The sequence below is a fragment of the Enterobacter sp. EC_64 genome, from assembly GCF_019584165.1.
Classification (GTDB): domain Bacteria; phylum Pseudomonadota; class Gammaproteobacteria; order Enterobacterales; family Enterobacteriaceae; genus Enterobacter; species Enterobacter roggenkampii.
Genome location: NZ_VDAS01000013.1, coordinates 1 through 18,843, shown reverse-complemented (window position 1 = coordinate 18,843; position 18,843 = coordinate 1). Strand labels below are relative to the sequence as shown.

Sequence of the window (18,843 nt, the reverse complement as noted above, 5' to 3'; positions counted from 1 at the left end):
TACCAGTTAAGACGCGCACTGAAAAACGGTTCTCTGTTAGACTTCAGTTAACTCTCTCTTACAGTATGGCATTTGCGATGAAAGTAACCTCACAAGTTGAAGCGCAGCGTAAGATTCTGGAAGAAGCCGTCTCCACCGCGCTGATGCTTGCTTCAGAAAAATCAGATGGCGCCGAAGTGGCGGTCAGCAAAACCACCGGCATTAGCGTGAGCACCCGCTATGGCGAAGTGGAGAATGTCGAATTCAACAGCGACGGCGCGCTGGGTATCACGGTATATCACCAGAATCGCAAAGGCAGTGCGTCATCCACCGATCTCAGTCCGGATGCCATCGCCCGTACGGTGCAGGCCGCGCTGGATATCGCCCGTTATACCTCACCGGATCCTTACGCCGGCGTGGCGGATAAAGATCTGCTGGCGTTTGACGCGCCGGATCTCGACCTGTTCCATCCGGCGGAAGTGACGCCGGACGAAGCGATTGAGCTGGCTGCCCGCGCCGAGCAGGCGTCCCTGCAGGCCGACAAGCGCATCACCAATACCGAAGGCGGCAGCTTTAACAGCCACTACGGCATCAAAGTCTTCGGCAACAGCCACGGCATGCTGCAGGGCTACTGTTCTACCCGCCACTCGCTCTCCAGCTGCGTCATCGCCGAAGAGAACGGTGACATGGAGCGCGACTACGCCTACACCATTGGCCGCGCGCTGGGGGATTTGCAGTCTCCTGAGTGGGTGGGTAAAGAGTGCGCCGAACGCACGCTGTCTCGCCTGTCGCCGCGCAAGCTCTCCACCATGAAAGCCCCGGTGATTTTTGCCAACGAAGTGGCGACCGGCCTGTTTGGCCATCTGGTGGGCGCTATCGCGGGCGGCTCCGTTTACCGTAAATCGACCTTCCTGCTCGACTCGCTGGGCAAGCAGATCCTGCCGGAATGGCTCACCATCGAAGAGCATCCGCACCTGCTGAAAGGCCTGGCCTCCACGCCGTTCGACAGCGAAGGCGTGCGCACGGAGCGTCGTGACATCGTGAAAGACGGCATTCTGACCCAGTGGCTTCTGACCAACTACTCCGCGCGCAAGCTGGGGCTGAAAAGCACCGGGCACGCGGGCGGCATTCACAACTGGCGCATTGCCGGGCAGGGCCTCAACTTTGAGCAGATGCTGAAAGAGATGGGCACCGGTCTGGTGGTGACCGAGCTGATGGGTCAGGGCGTCAGCGGCATCACCGGCGATTACTCTCGCGGCGCGGCGGGCTTCTGGGTTGAAAACGGCGAAATCCAGTATCCGGTGAGCGAAATCACCATCGCTGGCAATCTGAAGGATATGTGGCGCAATATCGTTACGGTCGGTAACGATATTGAAACACGCAGCAATATACAGTGTGGTTCTGTATTACTCCCGGAAATGAAAATCGCCGGACAATAGAGATAGCGTTTTGTTAATAATAAAAAAGGAAGTGAGCAATGCGTAAACATCTGTTAGCGATCGTCGCGGCTTCAACGCTGGTTCTTGGTTCTTCTGCGTTTGCTGCCGATCTTGAAGACGACATGGGCATCCTCGGGCAAAACCTGAAGGTGGTGCAGAAAACCGACAATGCGGCGGAAATGAAAGACGCGCTGACCAAAATGCGTGAAGCGGCGCTGGACGCACAAAAAGCGACGCCTCCTAAACTGGAAAGCAAAGCGGCAGACAGTGCAGAGATGAAAGACTACCGCCACGGCTTTGACGTGCTGGTCGGCCAGATCGACGGCGCGCTGAAGCTCGCTAACGAAGGCAAAGTGAAGGAAGCCCAGGCTGCGGCCGAGCAGTTTGTGACGACCCGTAATACGTATCACAAGAAATACCGTTAACCGATCGCGCATTTGACAAATAATCAGCGGGGGCCAGTGGCCCCCGTTTTTTTGCGCGGTAATAAGTAAACCCTATCGCCATCACATTTTTGCGTCACCACGCCTGAACGTTTTCGCTTCCCCGGCGCGCGTTTTGCCGCTGGAATACGTGATATTCATCACGCAAATGCCGTGATTAATCCAGATTTACCGTATTTATGTGGCACAGATCACTGCTGCGGCTCCCCTTTCCACTTCGAAGTGGAAAACAACTCGCTACAAACAATTCCCCCCCAACGTTAGTTTTATTCCAGAGCCATTAACGGGGTAAGACCAGTGATTAACGGAGCGGTAATGAACGACGTTGGGGAACAGGCAGAGCAAACAGAACAGCTCGCGAACACCATGCTGCAGCAGGTTTATGCCCTGCTGGCCCGGAACAACATCATCCCCAATGCGGTACAGGAGCAGATGCTTACTTCCCACGTGCGCGCCATGGCGCACCGGTCCGTGACCGGCGAGCCGCTGCCGGAGGTTGAAGCAGAGCTGTTTGACGAAATTTCACCGGATTCAATGCGGCTTGCCCGTGAAGTGGTAGCGCAGTTTGGCAACCTTCCTGATGAAGAAGCCTGGCTGCTCTCCGTTCACTTTGAAGTCGCGAAAGACAACCTTTAAGGAGCAACACATGGAACAGATTACAGTCGTGATTGGCGATCGCCTGGGTAAAGGTCAGAAAGTGGCGGCCGGTGTGGAAAAAGCAGGTGGACGCGCGGTTGTCGTACCGGGCATGGCGGCAGACATGAAGCTCGGTGACGTGATGAAAGCAGAAAACGCCACCTTCGGCATCTCCTTCTGCGGCAGCGGCGGCGCGGGTGCCATCACCGCCCAGACCAAATATGGCTACAAGGCCAAATACGGCATGCGTTCCGTGGATGAAGGCGTCACCGCCATCAACGAAGGCTGTAACGTGCTGGGCTTTGGCTTTATGGATAAAGAAGAGCTGGGCGAGCGTCTGGTACAGGCGTGGCAGAAAAAATACGGCGCATAAGCATGAAAGAACAGTTCACAACCACGGTGAGAGTGAAGGGGAAGGGCGACGCCAAAGCGCGCGCCTTTGCCGACGCGCTCAACCACGTTCAGGCCGCGGTGATGAAAGCCTCACCGCATATCTTACTGCGTATTGAGCCACAGGATGTGCAGGTTGTTCAGGCGCAAGAAGCGGTGCGAAAAGAAGCGTTTCTGTTCTTCTTTCTGCGCCGGGAAAGACGCACCTACAGCGTGGAGCTGGATGTGACCGTCAACGTGACAGCCATCAATCTCGACCAGGTGGATTTCGTCACGCAACGCTGATTATTCATAAAAGGGCAGACTGATGTTCTTAATTATATTAATAAAATCGCTCATCATCGGCGGCCTGGTAGGCGTCGGTGTCGGGGCCGGGGCTGCACGCATGTTTCATGCGCCTACCACTCAGGGTATGGGCGCGTTTCGTACGTTGGGGGAACTGAACTCCTGCGAAGGGGATCCGGCGTCCCACTTCTCCTTTGGGTTAGGCTTCTTCTTTAACGCCTGGGCCTCTTCCGTGGCCGCAGGGGCTTTCACACAGGACGTTGACCACCGCATCATCCCAAACTGGGGTGCTGCCGCACTGATGATCAAAAACCGTAACGTCGGCGAAACGCTGCACGATCCGCGCAAAATGGCGATTGCCTGCGGCGTGATCGGCATGATCGTCGTGACCTTCCTTAACCTGACCGCCTCCTCCGTGCCCGCTGCGCTTCAGGTCACCGCCGTGAAGGTGCTGGTGCCCGCCGCGAACCTGCTGGTCAACACCGTGATGCCGGTGATCTTCTGGCTGGCGGCCATCGACGCGGGTAAAAAATCGGGCTTCTGGGCCACCATCTTTGGCGGCGCGGCGCAGCTGATTATGGGCAACGCCGTACCGGGCCTGGTGCTGGGGATCCTGATCGGTAAAGGCGTGGAAGAGAGCGGCTGGAACCACGTCACCAAAGTGATGATGGCGGCGATCGTTCTGCTGTTCGTGCTGAGCGGCTTCTTCCGCGGTTTCGACATGAAGATGATCGAATCCTTCCATCTGACCGTGCCGAACTGGCTCGACATGATCCACAACTCGCTCAGCGGTAAATAACAGGAGCCTCGACATGGAACAGAATAAAGGTTTTTGGTATGCCGACTGGTCGTTCCCGATCTTCGTTGGCCTGCTCTCCTCCGGCGTGTTTGCCGGGACGCACATGTACTACCTCTACGGCATCGGCGCGTTTAACGAAGTGGCCTTCGTGGCGATGCTGAAAGCGGGAATTGACACCGGCGTTTACGGCGCGGTGGCGGCGTTCGGCGCGAGCTTCCTGTTCGCCCGTATTATCGAAGGGTCGCTGGTCGGTATTCTCGACATCGGCGGGGCGATCCAGACCGGCGTGGGTCTTGGTGTGCCGGCGCTGCTGCTGGGCGCGGGGATCATGTTCCCGGTGACCAACTTCATTGCCGCGCTGATCACCGGCCTGGTGATTGGCCTGGCGATTGGCTACGTCATCATCCTGGCGCGTAAGTTCACCATCAACCAGAGCAACTCCACCTACGGCGCAGACGTGATGATGGGGGCGGGCAACGCTTCCGGTCGTTTCCTCGGACCGTTGATTATCCTCAGCGCCATGACCGCCTCCATTCCGATTGGCGTGGGTTCTCTGCTGGGTGCGCTGCTGTTCTACATCTGGCAGAAGCCCATTACCGGTGGCGCTATCCTCGGCGCAATGATTCTGGGCTGGCTGTTCCCGGTTGCCCTTTAATACCCGCGGGCGCTCCGGCGCCTGCCTTTTCAGGAGATCCTCATGTTTGATTTACTCCTGCGCCGTGCGCGCCTCGCCGACGATACCCTGACCGATATCGCCATTCAGGACGGGAAGATCGCCGCGACGGGCGACATAGACGCTCCCGCCCGCAAGACGGTGGAGCTTAACGGTGACGTGTTCGTCAGCGCAGGCTGGATTGACTCCCACGTACACTGCTACCCGAACTCCCCGATTTACCACGACGAGCCGGACAGCGTGGGCGTTGCCACCGGCGTGACCACCGTGGTGGACGCGGGCAGCACCGGGGCCGACGACGTGGACGATTTCTACGCGATTACCCGCAAGGCCTCCACCGAGGTCTTTGCCCTGCTGAACATCTCCCGCGTGGGGCTGATTGCCCAGAACGAGCTGGCCAACATGGCCAATATTGACGCCGACGCGGTGAAGCAGGCGGTGACGCGCCACCCTGATTTTATCGTCGGCCTGAAGGCGCGCATGAGCAGCAGCGTGGTCGGTGACAACGGCATCACGCCGCTGGCGCGCGCCAAAGCCATTCAGAAAGAGAACGGCGACCTGCCGCTGATGGTGCACATTGGCAACAACCCGCCGAACCTCGACGAAATTGCCGAGCTGCTGAGCTCCGGCGACATCATCACCCACTGCTACAACGGCAAGCCTAACCGCATTCTGACGCCCTCCGGCGAACTGCGCGCCTCCATTACGTCTGCGCTGAAGCGCGGCGTGCGTCTGGATGTCGGCCACGGCACGGCGAGCTTCAGCTTTGAGGTGGCGAAACGCGCCATCGCGATGGGCATTCTGCCGCACACCATCAGCTCGGATATCTACTGCCGCAACCGCATCAACGGCCCGGTCGGCTCGCTGGCAAGCGTGATGTCGAAATTCCTCGCCATCGGCATGTCATTGCCGCAGGTGATTGACTGCGTCACGGCGAACGCCGCCGACGGCCTGCGCCTGACGCGCAAAGGCCGCATTCAGCCGGGTCTCGATGCCGACCTGACGCTGTTCACCCTTAAACGTCAGCCGACGGTGCTGACGGATGCCGAAAACGACAGCCTGCAGGCTGAACACATACTGGTGCCGCTTGCCGCGATCCGCGCGGGCAAGGGCTACATGACCGAACAAGGGAGCACGGAACATGCCTTCGATTTATGAGAAGTACAACTTAAAGCAGGTTATCAACACCTCCGGCCGCATGACGGCGCTGGGTGTCTCCACGCCGCGCCCGGAAGTGGTTCAGGCGGCGATGGACGGCATGAATCACTATTTCGAGATGAAGGATCTGGTCAATAAAACCGGGGAATACATCGCGAAGCTGCTGGGCGTGGAAGGGGCGACGGTGGTCTCCTGCGCGTCGGCGGGCATTGCCCAGTCCGTGGCCGCGGTGCTGGTGAAAGACAGCGACTGGCTGCTGGAAAACCTGCACGTCACCCCGATTGAGAACAACGAGATCGTCCTGCCGAAAGGCCACAACGTGAACTTTGGCGCGCCGGTGGGCACCATGGTGGCGCTGGGCGGCGGCAGGCTGGTGGAAGCGGGCTACGCCAACGAATGTTCCGCCGATCAGCTGGCGGCGGCGATTACCCCGCGCACGGCGGCGATCATGTACATCAAATCTCACCACTGCGTGCAGAAAAGCATGCTCAGCGTCGAGCAGGCGGCGGTTGTCGCACGTAAACACGGCTTGCCGCTCATCGTCGATGCCGCGGCGGAAGAAGATCTGCACGCGTACTACCGCGCCGGCGCGGACCTGGTGATCTACAGCGGTGCGAAGGCGATCGAAGGCCCCACCAGCGGGCTGGTGATCGGCAAGACCCAGTACGTTGAGTGGGTGAAGCGCCAGACGGCGGGGATTGGCCGCGCCATGAAGGTGGGTAAAGAGGGCATTCTTGGCCTGACCTGCGCCATCGAACACTATCTGACGGCCACCAAAGAGAGCGGTGCCGAGATGGTGGCGAAAATGACGCCGTTTATCGAGGCGCTCAACACCCTGAACGGTGTGACCGCGCGCGTGGTCTGGGACAGCGCCGGACGCGACATCGCCCGCACCGAGATTAAATTTGACGAAGCCACCACCGGCGTCGGCACGGGTGACCTGGTGGCGAAGCTGAAGCAGGGTGAATACGCCATTTACTTCCGTGGCTACAAGGCCAACGAAGGGATTATCGAAGCGGATGTACGCAGCGTGAATGCTGATCAGCTGAACATCGTGTACCGCCGCATTAGCGAAGTGTTAGGACAGGAGAAAAACGCATGAAACTGACCCCCAACTTTTACCGTGACCGCGTCTGTCTGAACGTGCTGGCAGGGTCGAAAACCAACGCCAGCGCCATCTACGAGGCGGCGGAAGGTCATGTGCTGGTGGGCGTGCTCTCCAAAAATTACCCGGACGTAGCCAGCGCGGTAGCGGATATGCGCGAATACGCGAAGCTGATTGATAACGCGCTCTCCGTTGGCCTGGGCGCGGGCGATCCGAACCAGTCGGCGATGGTGAGCGAGATCTCCCGCCAGGTGCAGCCGCAGCACGTTAACCAGGTCTTTACCGGCGTGGCCACCAGCCGCGCGCTGCTGGGACAGAACGACTCCGTGGTCAACGGTCTGGTCTCTCCGACCGGCACCGTCGGGATGGTGAAAATCTCCACCGGCCCGCTGAGCAGCGCGGCACCGGACGGCATTGTGCCGGTGGAAACGGCGATTGCTCTGCTGAAAGATTTCGGCGGCAGCTCTATCAAATACTTCCCGATGGGCGGCCTGAAGTGCCGTGACGAGTACAAAGCGGTAGCGGAAGCCTGCGCCCGTCACGACTTCTGGCTGGAGCCGACCGGAGGTATCGATCTGGAAAACTATGAGGAGATCCTGCAGATCGCCCTCGACGCGGGCGTGAGCAAAATCATCCCGCATATCTACAGCTCGATTATCGACAAAGCCAGCGGTGATACGCGTCCGGAAGATGTGCGTACCCTGCTGGCGATGACGAAGAAGCTGGTGAAGTAGAACTCACACCTATACAGGAGCCACCATGCACACCCGTACCTTGCTTGTCGCTTCACTCTCAATGTTCGCCACCGCCGCTGTCGCCCAGACGCAATACGCCTGGGTGGGTACCTATAATCCAAACGGTGAAGGGCTGTACCGTTTTACTGTTAACCCGCAAACCGGCGCGCTGAACGATAAAACACGGGTAAGCAAACTGCCGAATGCGGCGCAGTTGACCCTTTCACAGGACGGCAAAACGCTGTATCTGGCAAGCGAAGTGGAGCAGGGCGTGGTGCAGGCGCTGCGCGTCGGCGATAACGGTGAGCTGAGCGAGCTCAGTCAGGTGGCCTCCGGCGGTGCCGGGCCTGTGTATCTCTCCCTGACGCCGAACGGCCAGCATCTGCTGGTGGCGAACTACGTCAGCGGCTCCATTGCCGTTTTACCCGTTAACGCAGACGGCAGCCTGGGTGACGCCACGGACACACATCAGGATCAAGGCGAACCGGGCGCGGCGAAGCCGGAAGCTGCCGTCGAGGGCAGTTTCGCGATCAGCGATCATAACGGCCCCCATGCGCATATGATCGCCGCCGATCCGAGCGGGAAATACGTGTTTTCCACCGATCTGGGGCTGGATCGCATCTATCAGTACCGCTTTGACGATCGGACAGGAAAGCTGACGCCGAACGATCCGCCGTTTATCAGCGCCTCCTCGAAAGGCGCCGGGCCGCGCCACTTTGTCTTTACGCCGAAGGGCGATGCCCTGTGGCTGATTAACGAAGAGGCGTCTACGCTCACCCGGTATACCGTGAATACCAACGGCACCCTGAAAGAGGGTAAAACGGTTTCTGCCCTGCCGGAAGGTTACAAAGGCACCAGCTTTGCTGCCGGGCTCGCATTAAGCGCCGACGGTAAGCAGCTGTATGTGGCTAACCGTTTGCATAACAGCATCGGGCACTTTACCGTAACGGCGGAGGGCACGCTGACGCATCAGGACGATGTGTGGACGCGCGGTGACTACCCGCGCCCCTGACGCTCGATAAACAGGGGCGCTGGCTGTACGTCATGAACCAGCGCAGCGACAACATTACCCGCTTCCGCGTGGCGCAGGACGGGAAATTGAGCTTTGAGCCAGACTATACCCCGGTCGGCAGCCCATCCCAGATGGTCATTTCACCTTAAGCCGTAAGAGGACAACGACGTGCGATTTCCGAACCAACGTTTGGCGCAACTTTTCGACCTGTTGCAAAACGAGACGCTGCCGCAGGACGAGCTGGCGCAGCGGCTGTCGGTCTCCACGCGAACCGTCCGTGCGGACATCACCGCCCTGAACGCGCTGCTGGCCAGCCACGGCGCGCAGTTCATCCTGAGCCGGGGCAACGGCTACCAGCTCAAAATTGAGGATGCCGAGCGCTATCAGCAGCTTCAGGCATCCCACCCGCGCGCGCTGCGTATCCCGCGGACCGGGCCGGAGCGCGTGCATTATCTGGTGGTGCGTTTTCTGACCTCGGCGTTTTCGCTTAAGCTGGAGGATCTGGCGGACGAATGGTTCGTCAGCCGCGCCACGCTGCAAAGCGATATGGCGGAGGTGCGCGAGTGGTTTCATCGCTACAACCTGACGCTGGAAACCCGTCCGCGCCACGGCATGAAGCTGTTTGGCAGCGAGATGTCGACCCGCGCCTGCCTGACCGATCTGCTCTGGGAGCTGGCGCAGCAGGACAGCCTGAACCCGCTGGTAACCGACGTGGCGCTGAATGCGGGCGTGGCGGAGCAGATGGTGCCGGTGCTGCACGACGCCTTGACCCGTCACCACATTCGCCTGACCGATGAAGGCGAGCTGTTCCTGCGCCTGTACTGCGCGGTGTCGGTACGTCGCATCAGCGAAGGTTACCCGCTGCCGGAATTCCATGCCGAAGACGTGGAAGAGAACGTGCGCGAGGCGGCGAAGGATATCGCGGTGACCATCCAGCAGCTGGCGGGCAAGGCGCTTTCGCCGTCGGAGGAGAGCTGGCTGTGCGTGCACATTGCGGCGCGGCAGATTCAGGAGATCGCGCCCAGCGCCATTAACGCTGACGACGACGAGGCGCTGGTCAACTACATCCTGCGCTATATCAACACTCACTATAACTACAACCTGCTCAGCGACGCGCAGCTGCACGCGGACCTGCTCACGCACATCAAAACCATGATCACCCGCGTGCGGTATCAAATCATGATCCCCAATCCGCTGCTGGATAACATCAAGCAGCACTACCCGATGGCGTGGGACATGACGCTGGCCGCGGTGTCGAGCTGGGGCAAATACACGCCGTATGTGATCAGCGAAAACGAGATTGGCTTTCTGGTGCTGCATATTGGCGTCGGGCTTGAGCGCCACTACAACATCGGCTACCAGCGTCAGCCGCGCGTGCTGCTGGTATGCGACGCCGGTAATGCCATGGTGCGCATGATTGAGGCGGTACTGCAGCGTAAATACCCGCAGATTGAGGTGACGCGCACGCTCACCCTGCGCGAGTACGAGCTGGCGGAAACCATTAGCGAAGACTTTGTGATCGCGACCGCCCGCGTCAGCGAAAAGTCGAAACCGGTGGTGATGATCGCCCCGTTCCCGACCGACTACCAGTTAGAGCAGATTGGCAAACTGGTGCTGGTGGACCGCACCCGTCCGTGGATGCTGGATAAATACTTCGACGCGGCCCATTTCCGCATTATCGACAAGCCGATCGATCAGCAGACGCTCTTCCGCGAGCTGTGTGAACAGCTTGAAGCAGAGGGCTTTGTCGGTGCGGAGTTTCTGGATTCGGTTGTTGAACGTGAAGCTATTGTCAGCACCATGCTCGGCGACGGCATCGCGCTGCCGCATTCCCTCGGCCTGCTGGCGCAGAAAACGGTGGTCTACACCGTGCTCGCCCCGCACGGCGTGCAGTGGGGCGACGAAACCGCGCACGTTATCTTCCTGCTCGCCATCAGCAAAAGCGAGTACGAAGAGGCGATGGCGATTTACGATATCTTCGTCACTTTCCTGCGCGAGCGGGCGATGTCACGGCTCTGTAGCTGCGAGGATTTCGCCGGGTTTAAGGCGGTGGCGATGGAGAGTTTGAGTCGTTTTTGAGAGGCATTATCCAGAATTCGATGTAATGCGAATGTAATGCTAAACTGCATTACATATTCGATTTTTCTGGAGGCATAATGGCCACGCTAAACGTCCGTCTGGATGACAAACTCAAAAACGAGGCTTATGCCGTGCTGGAAAAACTCAATATTACCCCAACGGAAGCAGTGCGATTGCTGTTTCAGTACGTTGCTGAAACGGGGCGCATGCCGGTGAAAACGGTCACCATCAGCGACAGCGAAGATGCGCTGATACAGACAGTCCGGGAGCGACTGGCTAATCCGCAAAAGGGGATAAAGGTTAGTCTGGATGACTTATGAGTTTGAGTTTGCCTGAGGGCGTTATAATGAGTGATACAGAAAAAGAGAAAAATCAGCCGTTTATCATGACGCAAACAAACGGCTCTAACGCTCACCGCAAATGATGCACAACCTGGTTGCTGCTGCCGCGCCAGATGAGTGCCGGGTCTTTTAAATCCTGCACGAACTTGCCGTCGACCAGCACGTTAATCAGATCCACGACTTCCATTTGCTGCGCATTCAGTTCTTCCAGCTTGTAGCCCGTCCAGACCCAGATATCTTTTCCCGGACACTCTGCGCGAATGCGCTTCACCAGCTTCAACATATCCGGCACGTTTTGCGGGTGCAGGGGATCGCCGCCGGAGAGCGAGATCCCCTGGCGTTTGATGCGCGTGTCGTTCAGGTCGTTGATGATTTTATCTTCCATCTCCGCGGTGAACGGCATGCCGGAATTGAGTCGCCAGGTGCTTTTGTTGTAGCAGCCGGGGCATTCGTGGACGCAGCCTGAAACAAACAGGGTGCAGCGGGTGCCGGGGCCGTTGACGATGTCGACAGGGTAGTACTGGTGATAGTTCATTGCGAATAACCACGCCGGGTGGCGCTGCGCTTACCCGGCCTACAAAAGAGAGCGGTCCGTAGGCCCGGTAAGCGCAGCGCCACCGGGCATTAATGTGGCAGCGGATTAACCGATCTGCCCATTTCCCAGATGCTTCACGCGGCGCTTCACTTCTTCCTGTTTGCCAGCGTTAAACGGACGGGCGTCCGGGCTGCCGAGATAGCCGCATACGCGACGGGTCACGGAGACGCGAGCCGCATCGTGGTTGCCGCATTTCGGGCAGGTGAAGCCTTTGCTGGTACATTCAAACTCACCGGTGAAGCCGCACTCGTAACACTCATCAATTGGCGTGTTGGTCCCGTAATACGGCACGTGCTGGTAGCTATAGTCCCACACGTCCTCCAGCGCCTTCAGGTTGTGCTGAATGTTCGGGTACTCGCCGTAGCAGATGAAGCCGCCGCTGGCGATCGGCGGATAGGCCGCTTCGAAGTCGATCTTGTCGTACGGGTTCACCTTCTTCTCGACGTCGAGGTGGAAGCTGTTGGTGTAGTACCCTTTATCGGTCACGCCTTCCACAATCCCGAATTCGGCGGTGTCCAGACGGCAGAAGCGGTCGCACAGGTTCTCGCTCGGGGTGCTGTACAGGCTAAACCCGTAGCCGGTTTCCTCTTTCCACTGGTCTACCGCGTCGCGCAGGCGCTGAACGATGGCGATGCCTTTTTCACGCAGAGCTTCGCTGTCGTACATGTGCGTGTCGCCAAACAGGGCGTTGATGGTCTCGTGAATGCCGATGTAGCCCAGCGAAATCGACGCGCGGCCGTTTTTGAAGATCTCGGATACGTCATCGTCCGCCTTCAGGCGCACGCCGCAGGCCCCTTCCATATAGAGGATCGGCGCCACGCGGGCTTTGACCCCTTCGAGGCGCGCAATGCGGGTCATCAGCGCCTTACGCGCCAGCTGCAGGCGCTCATCCAGCAGTTTCCAGAATTCAGCTTCATTACCTTTTGCCTCCAGCGCGATGCGCGGCAGGTTGAGGCTGATCACGCCCAGGTTGTTACGCCCGTCGTGGATCTGCTCGCCGTTTTCATCCTCGTACACGCCGAGGAAGCTGCGGCAGCCCATTGGCGTTTTAAACGAACCGGTGACTTTGACGACCTGATCGTAGTTCAGGATGTCAGGGTACATGCGCTTGCTCGCGCACTCCAGCGCCAGCTGTTTGATGTCGTAGTTCGGGTCGCCAAACTTGTGGTTCAGGCCGTCGCGAATCGCGAACACCAGTTTCGGGAACACGGCGGTTTTACGGTTTTTGCCGAGGCCGGAAATACGGTTGCGCAGGATCGACTGCTGGATCAGGCGTGATTCCCAGCTGGTGCCCAGCCCAAAGCCGAAGGTTACAAACGGCGTCTGGCCGTTGGCGGTGTGCAGCGTGTTCACCTCATATTCCAGCGACTGGAAGGCGTCGTAGCACTCTTTCTCGGTACGGGAATGCGCATAGCCGTCCGCGTCCGGAATCTGCCACTCTTCGGCGGTTTTACGGTGCTTGTTGAAGCTCGCCGTCACGAACGGGGCCAGCACTTCGTCAATGCGGTTAATGGTGGTGCCGCCGTAAATATGGCTGGCGACCTGAGCGATGATCTGCGCCGTGACCGCGGTAGCCGTGGAGATCGACTTAGGCGGTTCAATCTCCGCGTTACCCATTTTAAAGCCGTGGGTCAGCATGCCTTTCAGATCGATCAGCATGCAGTTGAACATCGGGAAGAACGGCGAATAGTCGAGATCGTGGTAGTGGATCTCGCCGCGCTCGTGCGCCGAGACCACGTCGCGCGGCAGCAGATGCTGACGGGCATAGTGTTTGGCGACGATACCGGCCAGCAGGTCGCGCTGGGTGGGGATCACTTTACTGTCTTTATTGGCGTTTTCATTGAGCAGCGCAGAGTTGGTCTGCTCCACCAGGCCACGGATCTCCTGGTTCAGTCGGCCGCGCTTCTCGCGCTGGACGTCTCGATCGTGGCGGTACTCAATGTAGGCGCGCGCCAGCTGCTTGTAAGGTCCTGCCATGAGCTGGTTCTCAACCGCGGTCTGGATCTCGTTGATATCAACCTGGCTGCGTTCATTCATCTGGCTGCTAACGACTTCTGCGACGGTGGCGCAGTAATCTGCGTCATCGACTCCCGCTGCTTTAGCTGCACGCAGAATGGCTTCCTGGATGCGCTCTGATTTAAACGGCACTTTACAGCCATCACGTTTCATCACATGCGGTGTCATGATCACTCCATTATTAAAAACAGGTTATCCACAGAGGTGGAGAAGTATTCACCGGACGCATTTCCCGCCAGGCCAAAGACTTCCCGCGTTCCCAGCTCGTGTTATCCACAATTCCGGCCAGCGTAAGCGCCGTCTTGTTGTTGGAATAGTAGACGATAAATACAAGATGTTGGGTCGGCGTGCATTTTAAGTGCTACATATAGTGATTTGCATCAAACATGTTTGCGATTTATTTGATGCAGAACAAAGTAAAAAGACGAGAGTACAAACGACGGGCGCTTCAGCGATTGTAAAGGCAGGCGAGAAAAATCTGATTAATTATTCAACAAAAACAAGCGCTCAGCACGGTGTGTGCTAAGCGCTGTTCATTTAACTCCCCCCGCAGACCCAGCTCAGTCCCGCCTGCAAAAAGGCTGCGGTTGCGATACTGCCCAGCACCACCGGGATGAGAAAGGAGCGTTCAGGAGCATCGTCCTGTTTTTGTGGTTCTTCAGCACTCAGCGCGGACATCGCCTCTTCCCGGGTGCGCGCCGCCAGCAGTCGCTCACGCACCCGATCTTCCGTCAATAAACAGGTCAGCGTCGTCAGCAGCTGCATATGGGTACTCCCTGCTTCCGCGGGCGGAATGGCGAGCAGGAAAACCATTCTCACCTCTTCATCACCGTCCAGCCCCGGCCAGCGTATCGGGTCATCGAAGAGGGCCAGACAAAACGCCGCCTGCTGCACCGCCTCGGTTTTACCGTGCGGGACGGCGAGCGCTTCACCCAGCGCGGTAGGACCTTCACTTTCGCGTTGTAACACGCTCTGGATGAACGTTTCTTCATCACTGATGATTTTTTGCCTGGCGAGCGGTTCGGCGAGCCAGCGTATTAGCGCTTCAGGCGAACGGTGCGGCGGGTTGATAAAAACCAGATCGGGATGCGTCAATGCAAGCAGGTTCATATTAAGCCTCCATTAAAAAATCGCAGGTCGCGAAAGGGGGAATAGCCATTACCGGCTGCACCGGCTCTTCCAGATAGTTGATCTGACGAAACCCCTCCAGGCTTGCCGGGACGGGAACGGGCTCCGTGCCGGCGTTAAACACGCGAACGACCGTACCCTGCGACTGCTGCGCATGGGGCAAGGCAGAGAGGATGAGCGGCTCCGGCAGGTACAATAATGAGAATTCTGCCGGAAGCCTGCGGTCGGGCAGACGCAACGAAAAGCGCTCAAGACGGTGATCGAGCGTGTGCAGCGTTTGCCGTTGATAGGTGAAGGGCTGTCCCGCTGTCTGATTTTCCAGCTGGCGAAGCGTGAGGTGATCGGCGCTATCGGCCAGCGCGACGGTGAAAGAGAAGCGCAACGGTTTCAGCAACTGGGCATCGGGGGTCTCGACCACCGTATTATTGATGCCGGATGCCCGGCCCGGTCGCCAGTCGAGATCGCTGCGTCCCAGCACGCCCGTTGATTTAAACAGCGTCAGGGCAACCGTAGCCGGTGCGTCGCCGATTATCTGAAACTCCTTCATGCCGCGGCTATTCACCACCAGCGCTTTGCCCGCTTCCGCAACTGCAATGATTCCCTCGCTGGTTTCGATATCCACGGGCATTTCGCGATAGTGTTCCTGCCACTCTTCAGCGTGACACCCCGTTTCGCGCTCGATGATCGCGAAGGGCTGCGAGGCGATTGCGTGGCGGGTGTGAATATCGCTGTTAATCAGCAAACGTAGCCGGTGATCGCAGTGGCTGTTTTCCAGCGAGCTGTCCACATACAGGTTCGGATCGTGATCGCGTAATTCACACGCCAGACGAAGGGATAACGGCGTTCGGGCATTTTCCTGACGGTCTGCGAGATCCGGCGGAAGAAATAGGGTGGCTTCCACGATCAGCTTTTCGACAAGCGGCGTTTTCAGGCAGTCGACGAGCGTGAACTGGTCGCACCGCGTCGGCGTGTCGCCCGCAAGCGGTGAGAAATCGTAGCTGTCGCCCGCATCCGCGCAGTCTTCGAGAGTAAAGAAAGAGGGAATGCATCTGCCGCTGCGTTTGTCGTGCAGGGTGAGCGTTCCGGCGTCCAGCGTTAATCGATAATGCGCATTCTCTATCTCGCTGCCCTTTGTCTGTTCCTGCTGCTGGAAAGGCGCCGGGTCATCGTTAACGCTAACGCTGAGATAGCCGACCGGCGGCAGAACCGGTGTCTTCACAGCAACGTGCCAGCGATAATAGGGAGGAAGGGGCGTTTCACATTCGCCTTCAGCGCTAAGGGAGATCGCCGTTCCGCCGGGCAGAATGTCTCTTTTCAGGACGTCGAAAGGGATGGGCTGCCCCTGATATGTCAGGGCGATATTATCAGCACGGCTATACAGGGTGGTTATCACTACGCGCTGCGTTGGGGTGCCCAGCGGGTTGAAAATCAGCAGGTCATTTTCCTGAGCGCAGGCGGCGGCCAGGGTTTTTACCACCAGGTTCCACAGGCTGTGGCACAGCTGTTCGGTTTGCTCCAGCCGATGCAGTATGTCGCGGTTGGTGGTATCGCTATTACAGCCGCCGATAGAGTCGTGGGCATGGCTTCGCAACAGCTTCTTCCAGAGCGTATCGACCACAGAGAGGTTGACCGCAATCCCCTGATGGCGAGCCATAGCGATTGTCGGCTCCAGCTGCCGCAGGATGAACTGCTCCACCTCATCATTTTTTTTTTTTATGTCGTAGCGCACGGAGCCGATCGTTTTATGGATGCGGGTGTAGCGCGGCGATTTCAGCTCCCCTTCCCAGCCTTCAAACTGTTCACGCTGCGCGCGCAGAATGTCGACGTAGCGCTCCAGCGAACTGATAACGTATCGATCCCCATCGGGAGAGTCTGCGCTGGCGACCTGCAGAATTTTCGGCAGCGCCGGGTCGATGCAGACCTGATCGCCGCCGCAGGGCAGGAGCAGGTCGTTTATACCGGCCCGTGAACGCAGGAGATTGACCATCGGGAAGATTTTTCCCTGCAGATGGCTCGCGTCTGAACGCATGTTTTTAGCCGCGCCATAACCGAATGCCATCGCGCAGGCGATAACGGTCGCCCCAGACGGCGCGCGCCAGAGGAACTGGCTGCTTTTCGCTTGTCTGTCGTGATCGATACCGCGCCAGAAGACGATATTGTCGATATTGCAGCCCTGCAAAATGGTGGGCATCTGAGCATTGTGGCCAAAGGTGTCCGGAAGGTACCCGACCTGCATAGCATGCCCCAGCGCGCGGGCGGCGAAAATGCCGTACTTGAGATTGCGAATAATGGATTCGCCATGCACGTTGTAGGTGTCCGTCTGGGTATACCATGGCCCCACAAAGATTCTTTTCTCTTTGACGAGGGTTTCCAGCCTGGCTCGATAATCGGGATTGATGGCGAGAAAGTCCTCCACTACCGCCATCTGTCCGTCAAGGTGATAACAGCTGTAAGCGGGGTCCCGCTCCAGCGTGTCGATGACATCCGCAAAGTTATAGGATGCCAGCACCATGCTGTCCTGACGGGTGAAATACCACTCCTGATCCCAGTGCGTATGGGCAATGACGTGGATCTGATTCATGACGTTCCCCTTACCTGGCGTTCTTTGGGCTGACATAGAGCACGCCCAGGGCGCAAATCAGTGCGCCAATAAAGACGCTCGCCAGGTAGCCCACCACATTGGTTGCCAGCGGCCAGCCCCAGATGGCAGGCAGAGGCAGCGTCTGCTTCACGCCAAGTGCAATGGCGATTAGCGCGCCGGCAACGGCACCGGTCATGAACACCGGGATCAGACGTGGGTTTTTCAGGATGAACGGGATCGCGCCTTCGGAGATCCCAATCACGCCCAGCAGCAACGAGGTACTCCCGACGGTTTTCTCTTCCCGGCTGAAGACATCCGGTAGTCCAAAGCGGCCGTTGAGAAACGCCGCAAAGCCGACGCCAATAGAGGGGATCACGATGGAGAGTTCGCGGGCGGTGAGATCAAACGTTTCGCTCATGCCATTCAGGCCGAGCGCGACCGAGCCTGCCGCCTTGTTGACCGGACCGCCCAGGTCGAACGCGGTGCCCGCGGCGATCATCGCGGAATAGAATCCGCGCCCGGTGTCACCTGCCGAGGTAAAAAAGACCACCATCAGCTGGTTAAGCGAGCCAAAAATCGGGTTGATCAGGTATTCCATGACCATCACCAGCGTAATGCCGGTGATCAGCGGGACGATCAGCATGGTCTTAATGGTGGTGAGCTGCTGGCGGACGTGAATGGAATCATTCAGCCAGCGCACCAGATAGCCTACAAAGAAGCCGATGCCAATCGCGCCAAAGAAGCCGGACGGCATAAAGCCTTCGATATCGAAGAAGCGCTTGTAGACCTCGTCTGACATGATGCCGCCGATAAGCCCGGGGATCAGCGCCGGTTTACCCGCAACGGAAAATGCCAGATACATGGCGAAAACAGGATACATGAACTTAATGGTCATAAAGCCCACTTTATCCAGCACGCTGAATGGCGAGTGGTCGATGTTAATAAACTGGCCGGTGATTTTGGCCGTTGCCATCATCAGCCCGCCCATGACCACCACTGGCAGCATATAGCTGATGGCCGCCATGATATGGCCGATAAAAGTCTGGTAAGCCGAACGCGGAAGATCGTCTTCGTCTTCGACGGTAGTGGCGGTGACGTTTTTTTCCATGGCCAGCGCCTGACGCAGATAGCGATCGGTATGCTTAATCAGCTCTTGCGTGCGGGTCTGAAGGTGGGGAACTTTTTCAAAGCGCTCGGCATCCTGAATGGGAACGTCGGTTGCCAGTATAATGGCTGTGGCGGAGGCGATATCCTGTTTCGTTAAGCGGTTTTTAACGCCATCGCTGCCCTGCGTTTCGACCTTTACCTCGATATTGTGCTCTTTAGCCCATGTAGGGTAATGACTCCAACTTACTGATAGTGTTTTATGTTCAGATAATGCCCGATGACTTTGTCATGCAGCTCCACCGATTTTGAGAACGACAGTGACTTCCTGCCCAGCCTTGCCAGA

At 58.1% G+C, this 18,843-nt stretch carries 17 protein-coding genes and 2 pseudogenes; 13 read left to right on the top strand and 6 right to left on the bottom strand.

Annotation, left to right across the window (positions count from 1 at the left end):
• Positions 1-65: 65 nt before the first annotated feature.
• The 13 genes and pseudogenes from pmbA (at position 66) to FHC52_RS12240 (ending at position 11,052) form a co-directional block, all read left to right on the top strand.
• Positions 66-1,418, top strand: a complete 1,353-nt coding sequence (gene pmbA, locus FHC52_RS12300; RefSeq protein ID WP_008501413.1) for a metalloprotease PmbA — start codon at positions 66-68, stop codon at positions 1,416-1,418.
• Between the two features lie 38 nt (positions 1,419-1,456).
• Positions 1,457-1,843 carry a cytochrome b562 gene (cybC, locus tag FHC52_RS12295; RefSeq protein ID WP_008501412.1) on the top strand — a complete coding sequence of 129 codons (387 nt, stop codon included), beginning with the start codon at positions 1,457-1,459 and terminating at the stop codon, positions 1,841-1,843.
• 315 nt (positions 1,844-2,158) lie between these two features.
• Entirely contained in the window at positions 2,159-2,497 is a 339-nt protein-coding gene (locus FHC52_RS12290) for a glycine dehydrogenase (RefSeq protein ID WP_025911967.1), read from the top strand.
• A gap of 10 nt (positions 2,498-2,507) precedes the next feature.
• Positions 2,508-2,870: an SFCGS family glycine-rich protein gene (locus FHC52_RS12285; RefSeq protein ID WP_006810339.1), complete on the top strand. Its 363-nt coding sequence runs from the start codon at positions 2,508-2,510 to the stop codon at positions 2,868-2,870.
• A gap of 2 nt (positions 2,871-2,872) precedes the next feature.
• Complete coding sequence (locus tag FHC52_RS12280) at positions 2,873-3,172, top strand: DUF4312 family protein (RefSeq protein WP_006810338.1); 300 nt, start codon at positions 2,873-2,875, stop codon at positions 3,170-3,172.
• 22 nt (positions 3,173-3,194) lie between these two features.
• Complete coding sequence (locus tag FHC52_RS12275; protein WP_008501408.1) at positions 3,195-3,971, top strand: DUF4311 domain-containing protein; 777 nt, start codon at positions 3,195-3,197, stop codon at positions 3,969-3,971.
• 13 nt (positions 3,972-3,984) lie between these two features.
• A complete protein-coding gene (locus FHC52_RS12270) occupies positions 3,985-4,626 on the top strand; it encodes a DUF4310 family protein (RefSeq protein WP_008501407.1) in 642 nt (213 codons plus the stop codon).
• Between the two features lie 42 nt (positions 4,627-4,668).
• Positions 4,669-5,802, top strand: coding sequence for an amidohydrolase/deacetylase family metallohydrolase (locus FHC52_RS12265; protein WP_023326572.1), 1,134 nt, complete (start codon positions 4,669-4,671; stop codon positions 5,800-5,802).
• Positions 5,786-6,904, top strand: a complete 1,119-nt coding sequence (locus tag FHC52_RS12260; protein WP_063616761.1) for a DgaE family pyridoxal phosphate-dependent ammonia lyase — start codon at positions 5,786-5,788, stop codon at positions 6,902-6,904. The genes FHC52_RS12265 and FHC52_RS12260 overlap by 17 nt, the downstream gene beginning before the upstream one ends.
• Positions 6,901-7,641 carry a 2-dehydro-3-deoxy-phosphogluconate aldolase gene (locus FHC52_RS12255; RefSeq protein WP_063616762.1) on the top strand — a complete coding sequence of 247 codons (741 nt, stop codon included), beginning with the start codon at positions 6,901-6,903 and terminating at the stop codon, positions 7,639-7,641. The genes FHC52_RS12260 and FHC52_RS12255 overlap by 4 nt, the downstream gene beginning before the upstream one ends.
• A 25-nt stretch (positions 7,642-7,666) precedes the next feature.
• Positions 7,667-8,802, top strand: a pseudogene (locus FHC52_RS12250) (lactonase family protein).
• Between the two features lie 19 nt (positions 8,803-8,821).
• Entirely contained in the window at positions 8,822-10,732 is a 1,911-nt protein-coding gene (locus FHC52_RS12245; protein WP_008501401.1) for a transcription antiterminator, read from the top strand.
• Positions 10,733-10,809: 77 nt separating this feature from the next.
• Positions 10,810-11,052 (top strand): type II toxin-antitoxin system RelB/DinJ family antitoxin, encoded by a 243-nt coding sequence (locus FHC52_RS12240; RefSeq protein ID WP_008501400.1) that lies wholly within the window; start codon positions 10,810-10,812, stop codon positions 11,050-11,052.
• 91 nt (positions 11,053-11,143) lie between these two features.
• On the opposite strand, the gene nrdG is transcribed toward FHC52_RS12240, so the two are convergent.
• The 6 genes and pseudogenes from nrdG to FHC52_RS12210 all read right to left on the bottom strand — a co-directional run.
• Positions 11,144-11,608 (bottom strand): anaerobic ribonucleoside-triphosphate reductase-activating protein, encoded by a 465-nt coding sequence (nrdG, locus tag FHC52_RS12235; protein ID WP_023326577.1) that lies wholly within the window; start codon positions 11,606-11,608, stop codon positions 11,144-11,146.
• A gap of 105 nt (positions 11,609-11,713) precedes the next feature.
• Complete coding sequence (gene nrdD, locus FHC52_RS12230) at positions 11,714-13,852, bottom strand: anaerobic ribonucleoside-triphosphate reductase (RefSeq protein WP_008501397.1); 2,139 nt, start codon at positions 13,850-13,852, stop codon at positions 11,714-11,716.
• A 369-nt stretch (positions 13,853-14,221) separates the two neighbouring features.
• Positions 14,222-14,794 carry a fructose PTS transporter subunit IIA gene (locus tag FHC52_RS12225; protein WP_032655196.1) on the bottom strand — a complete coding sequence of 191 codons (573 nt, stop codon included), beginning with the start codon at positions 14,792-14,794 and terminating at the stop codon, positions 14,222-14,224.
• A 1-nt stretch (position 14,795) separates the two neighbouring features.
• Complete coding sequence (locus FHC52_RS12220; RefSeq protein ID WP_220420090.1) at positions 14,796-17,393, bottom strand: glycoside hydrolase family 38 C-terminal domain-containing protein; 2,598 nt, start codon at positions 17,391-17,393, stop codon at positions 14,796-14,798.
• A 10-nt stretch (positions 17,394-17,403) separates the two neighbouring features.
• A pseudogene (locus tag FHC52_RS12215) lies at positions 17,404-18,723 on the bottom strand (PTS fructose transporter subunit IIC); the annotation flags it as partial.
• 20 nt (positions 18,724-18,743) lie between these two features.
• Positions 18,744-18,843: IS1 family transposase (locus FHC52_RS12210; RefSeq protein WP_000641146.1), on the bottom strand; the 100-nt coding region annotated here is incomplete at its 5' end.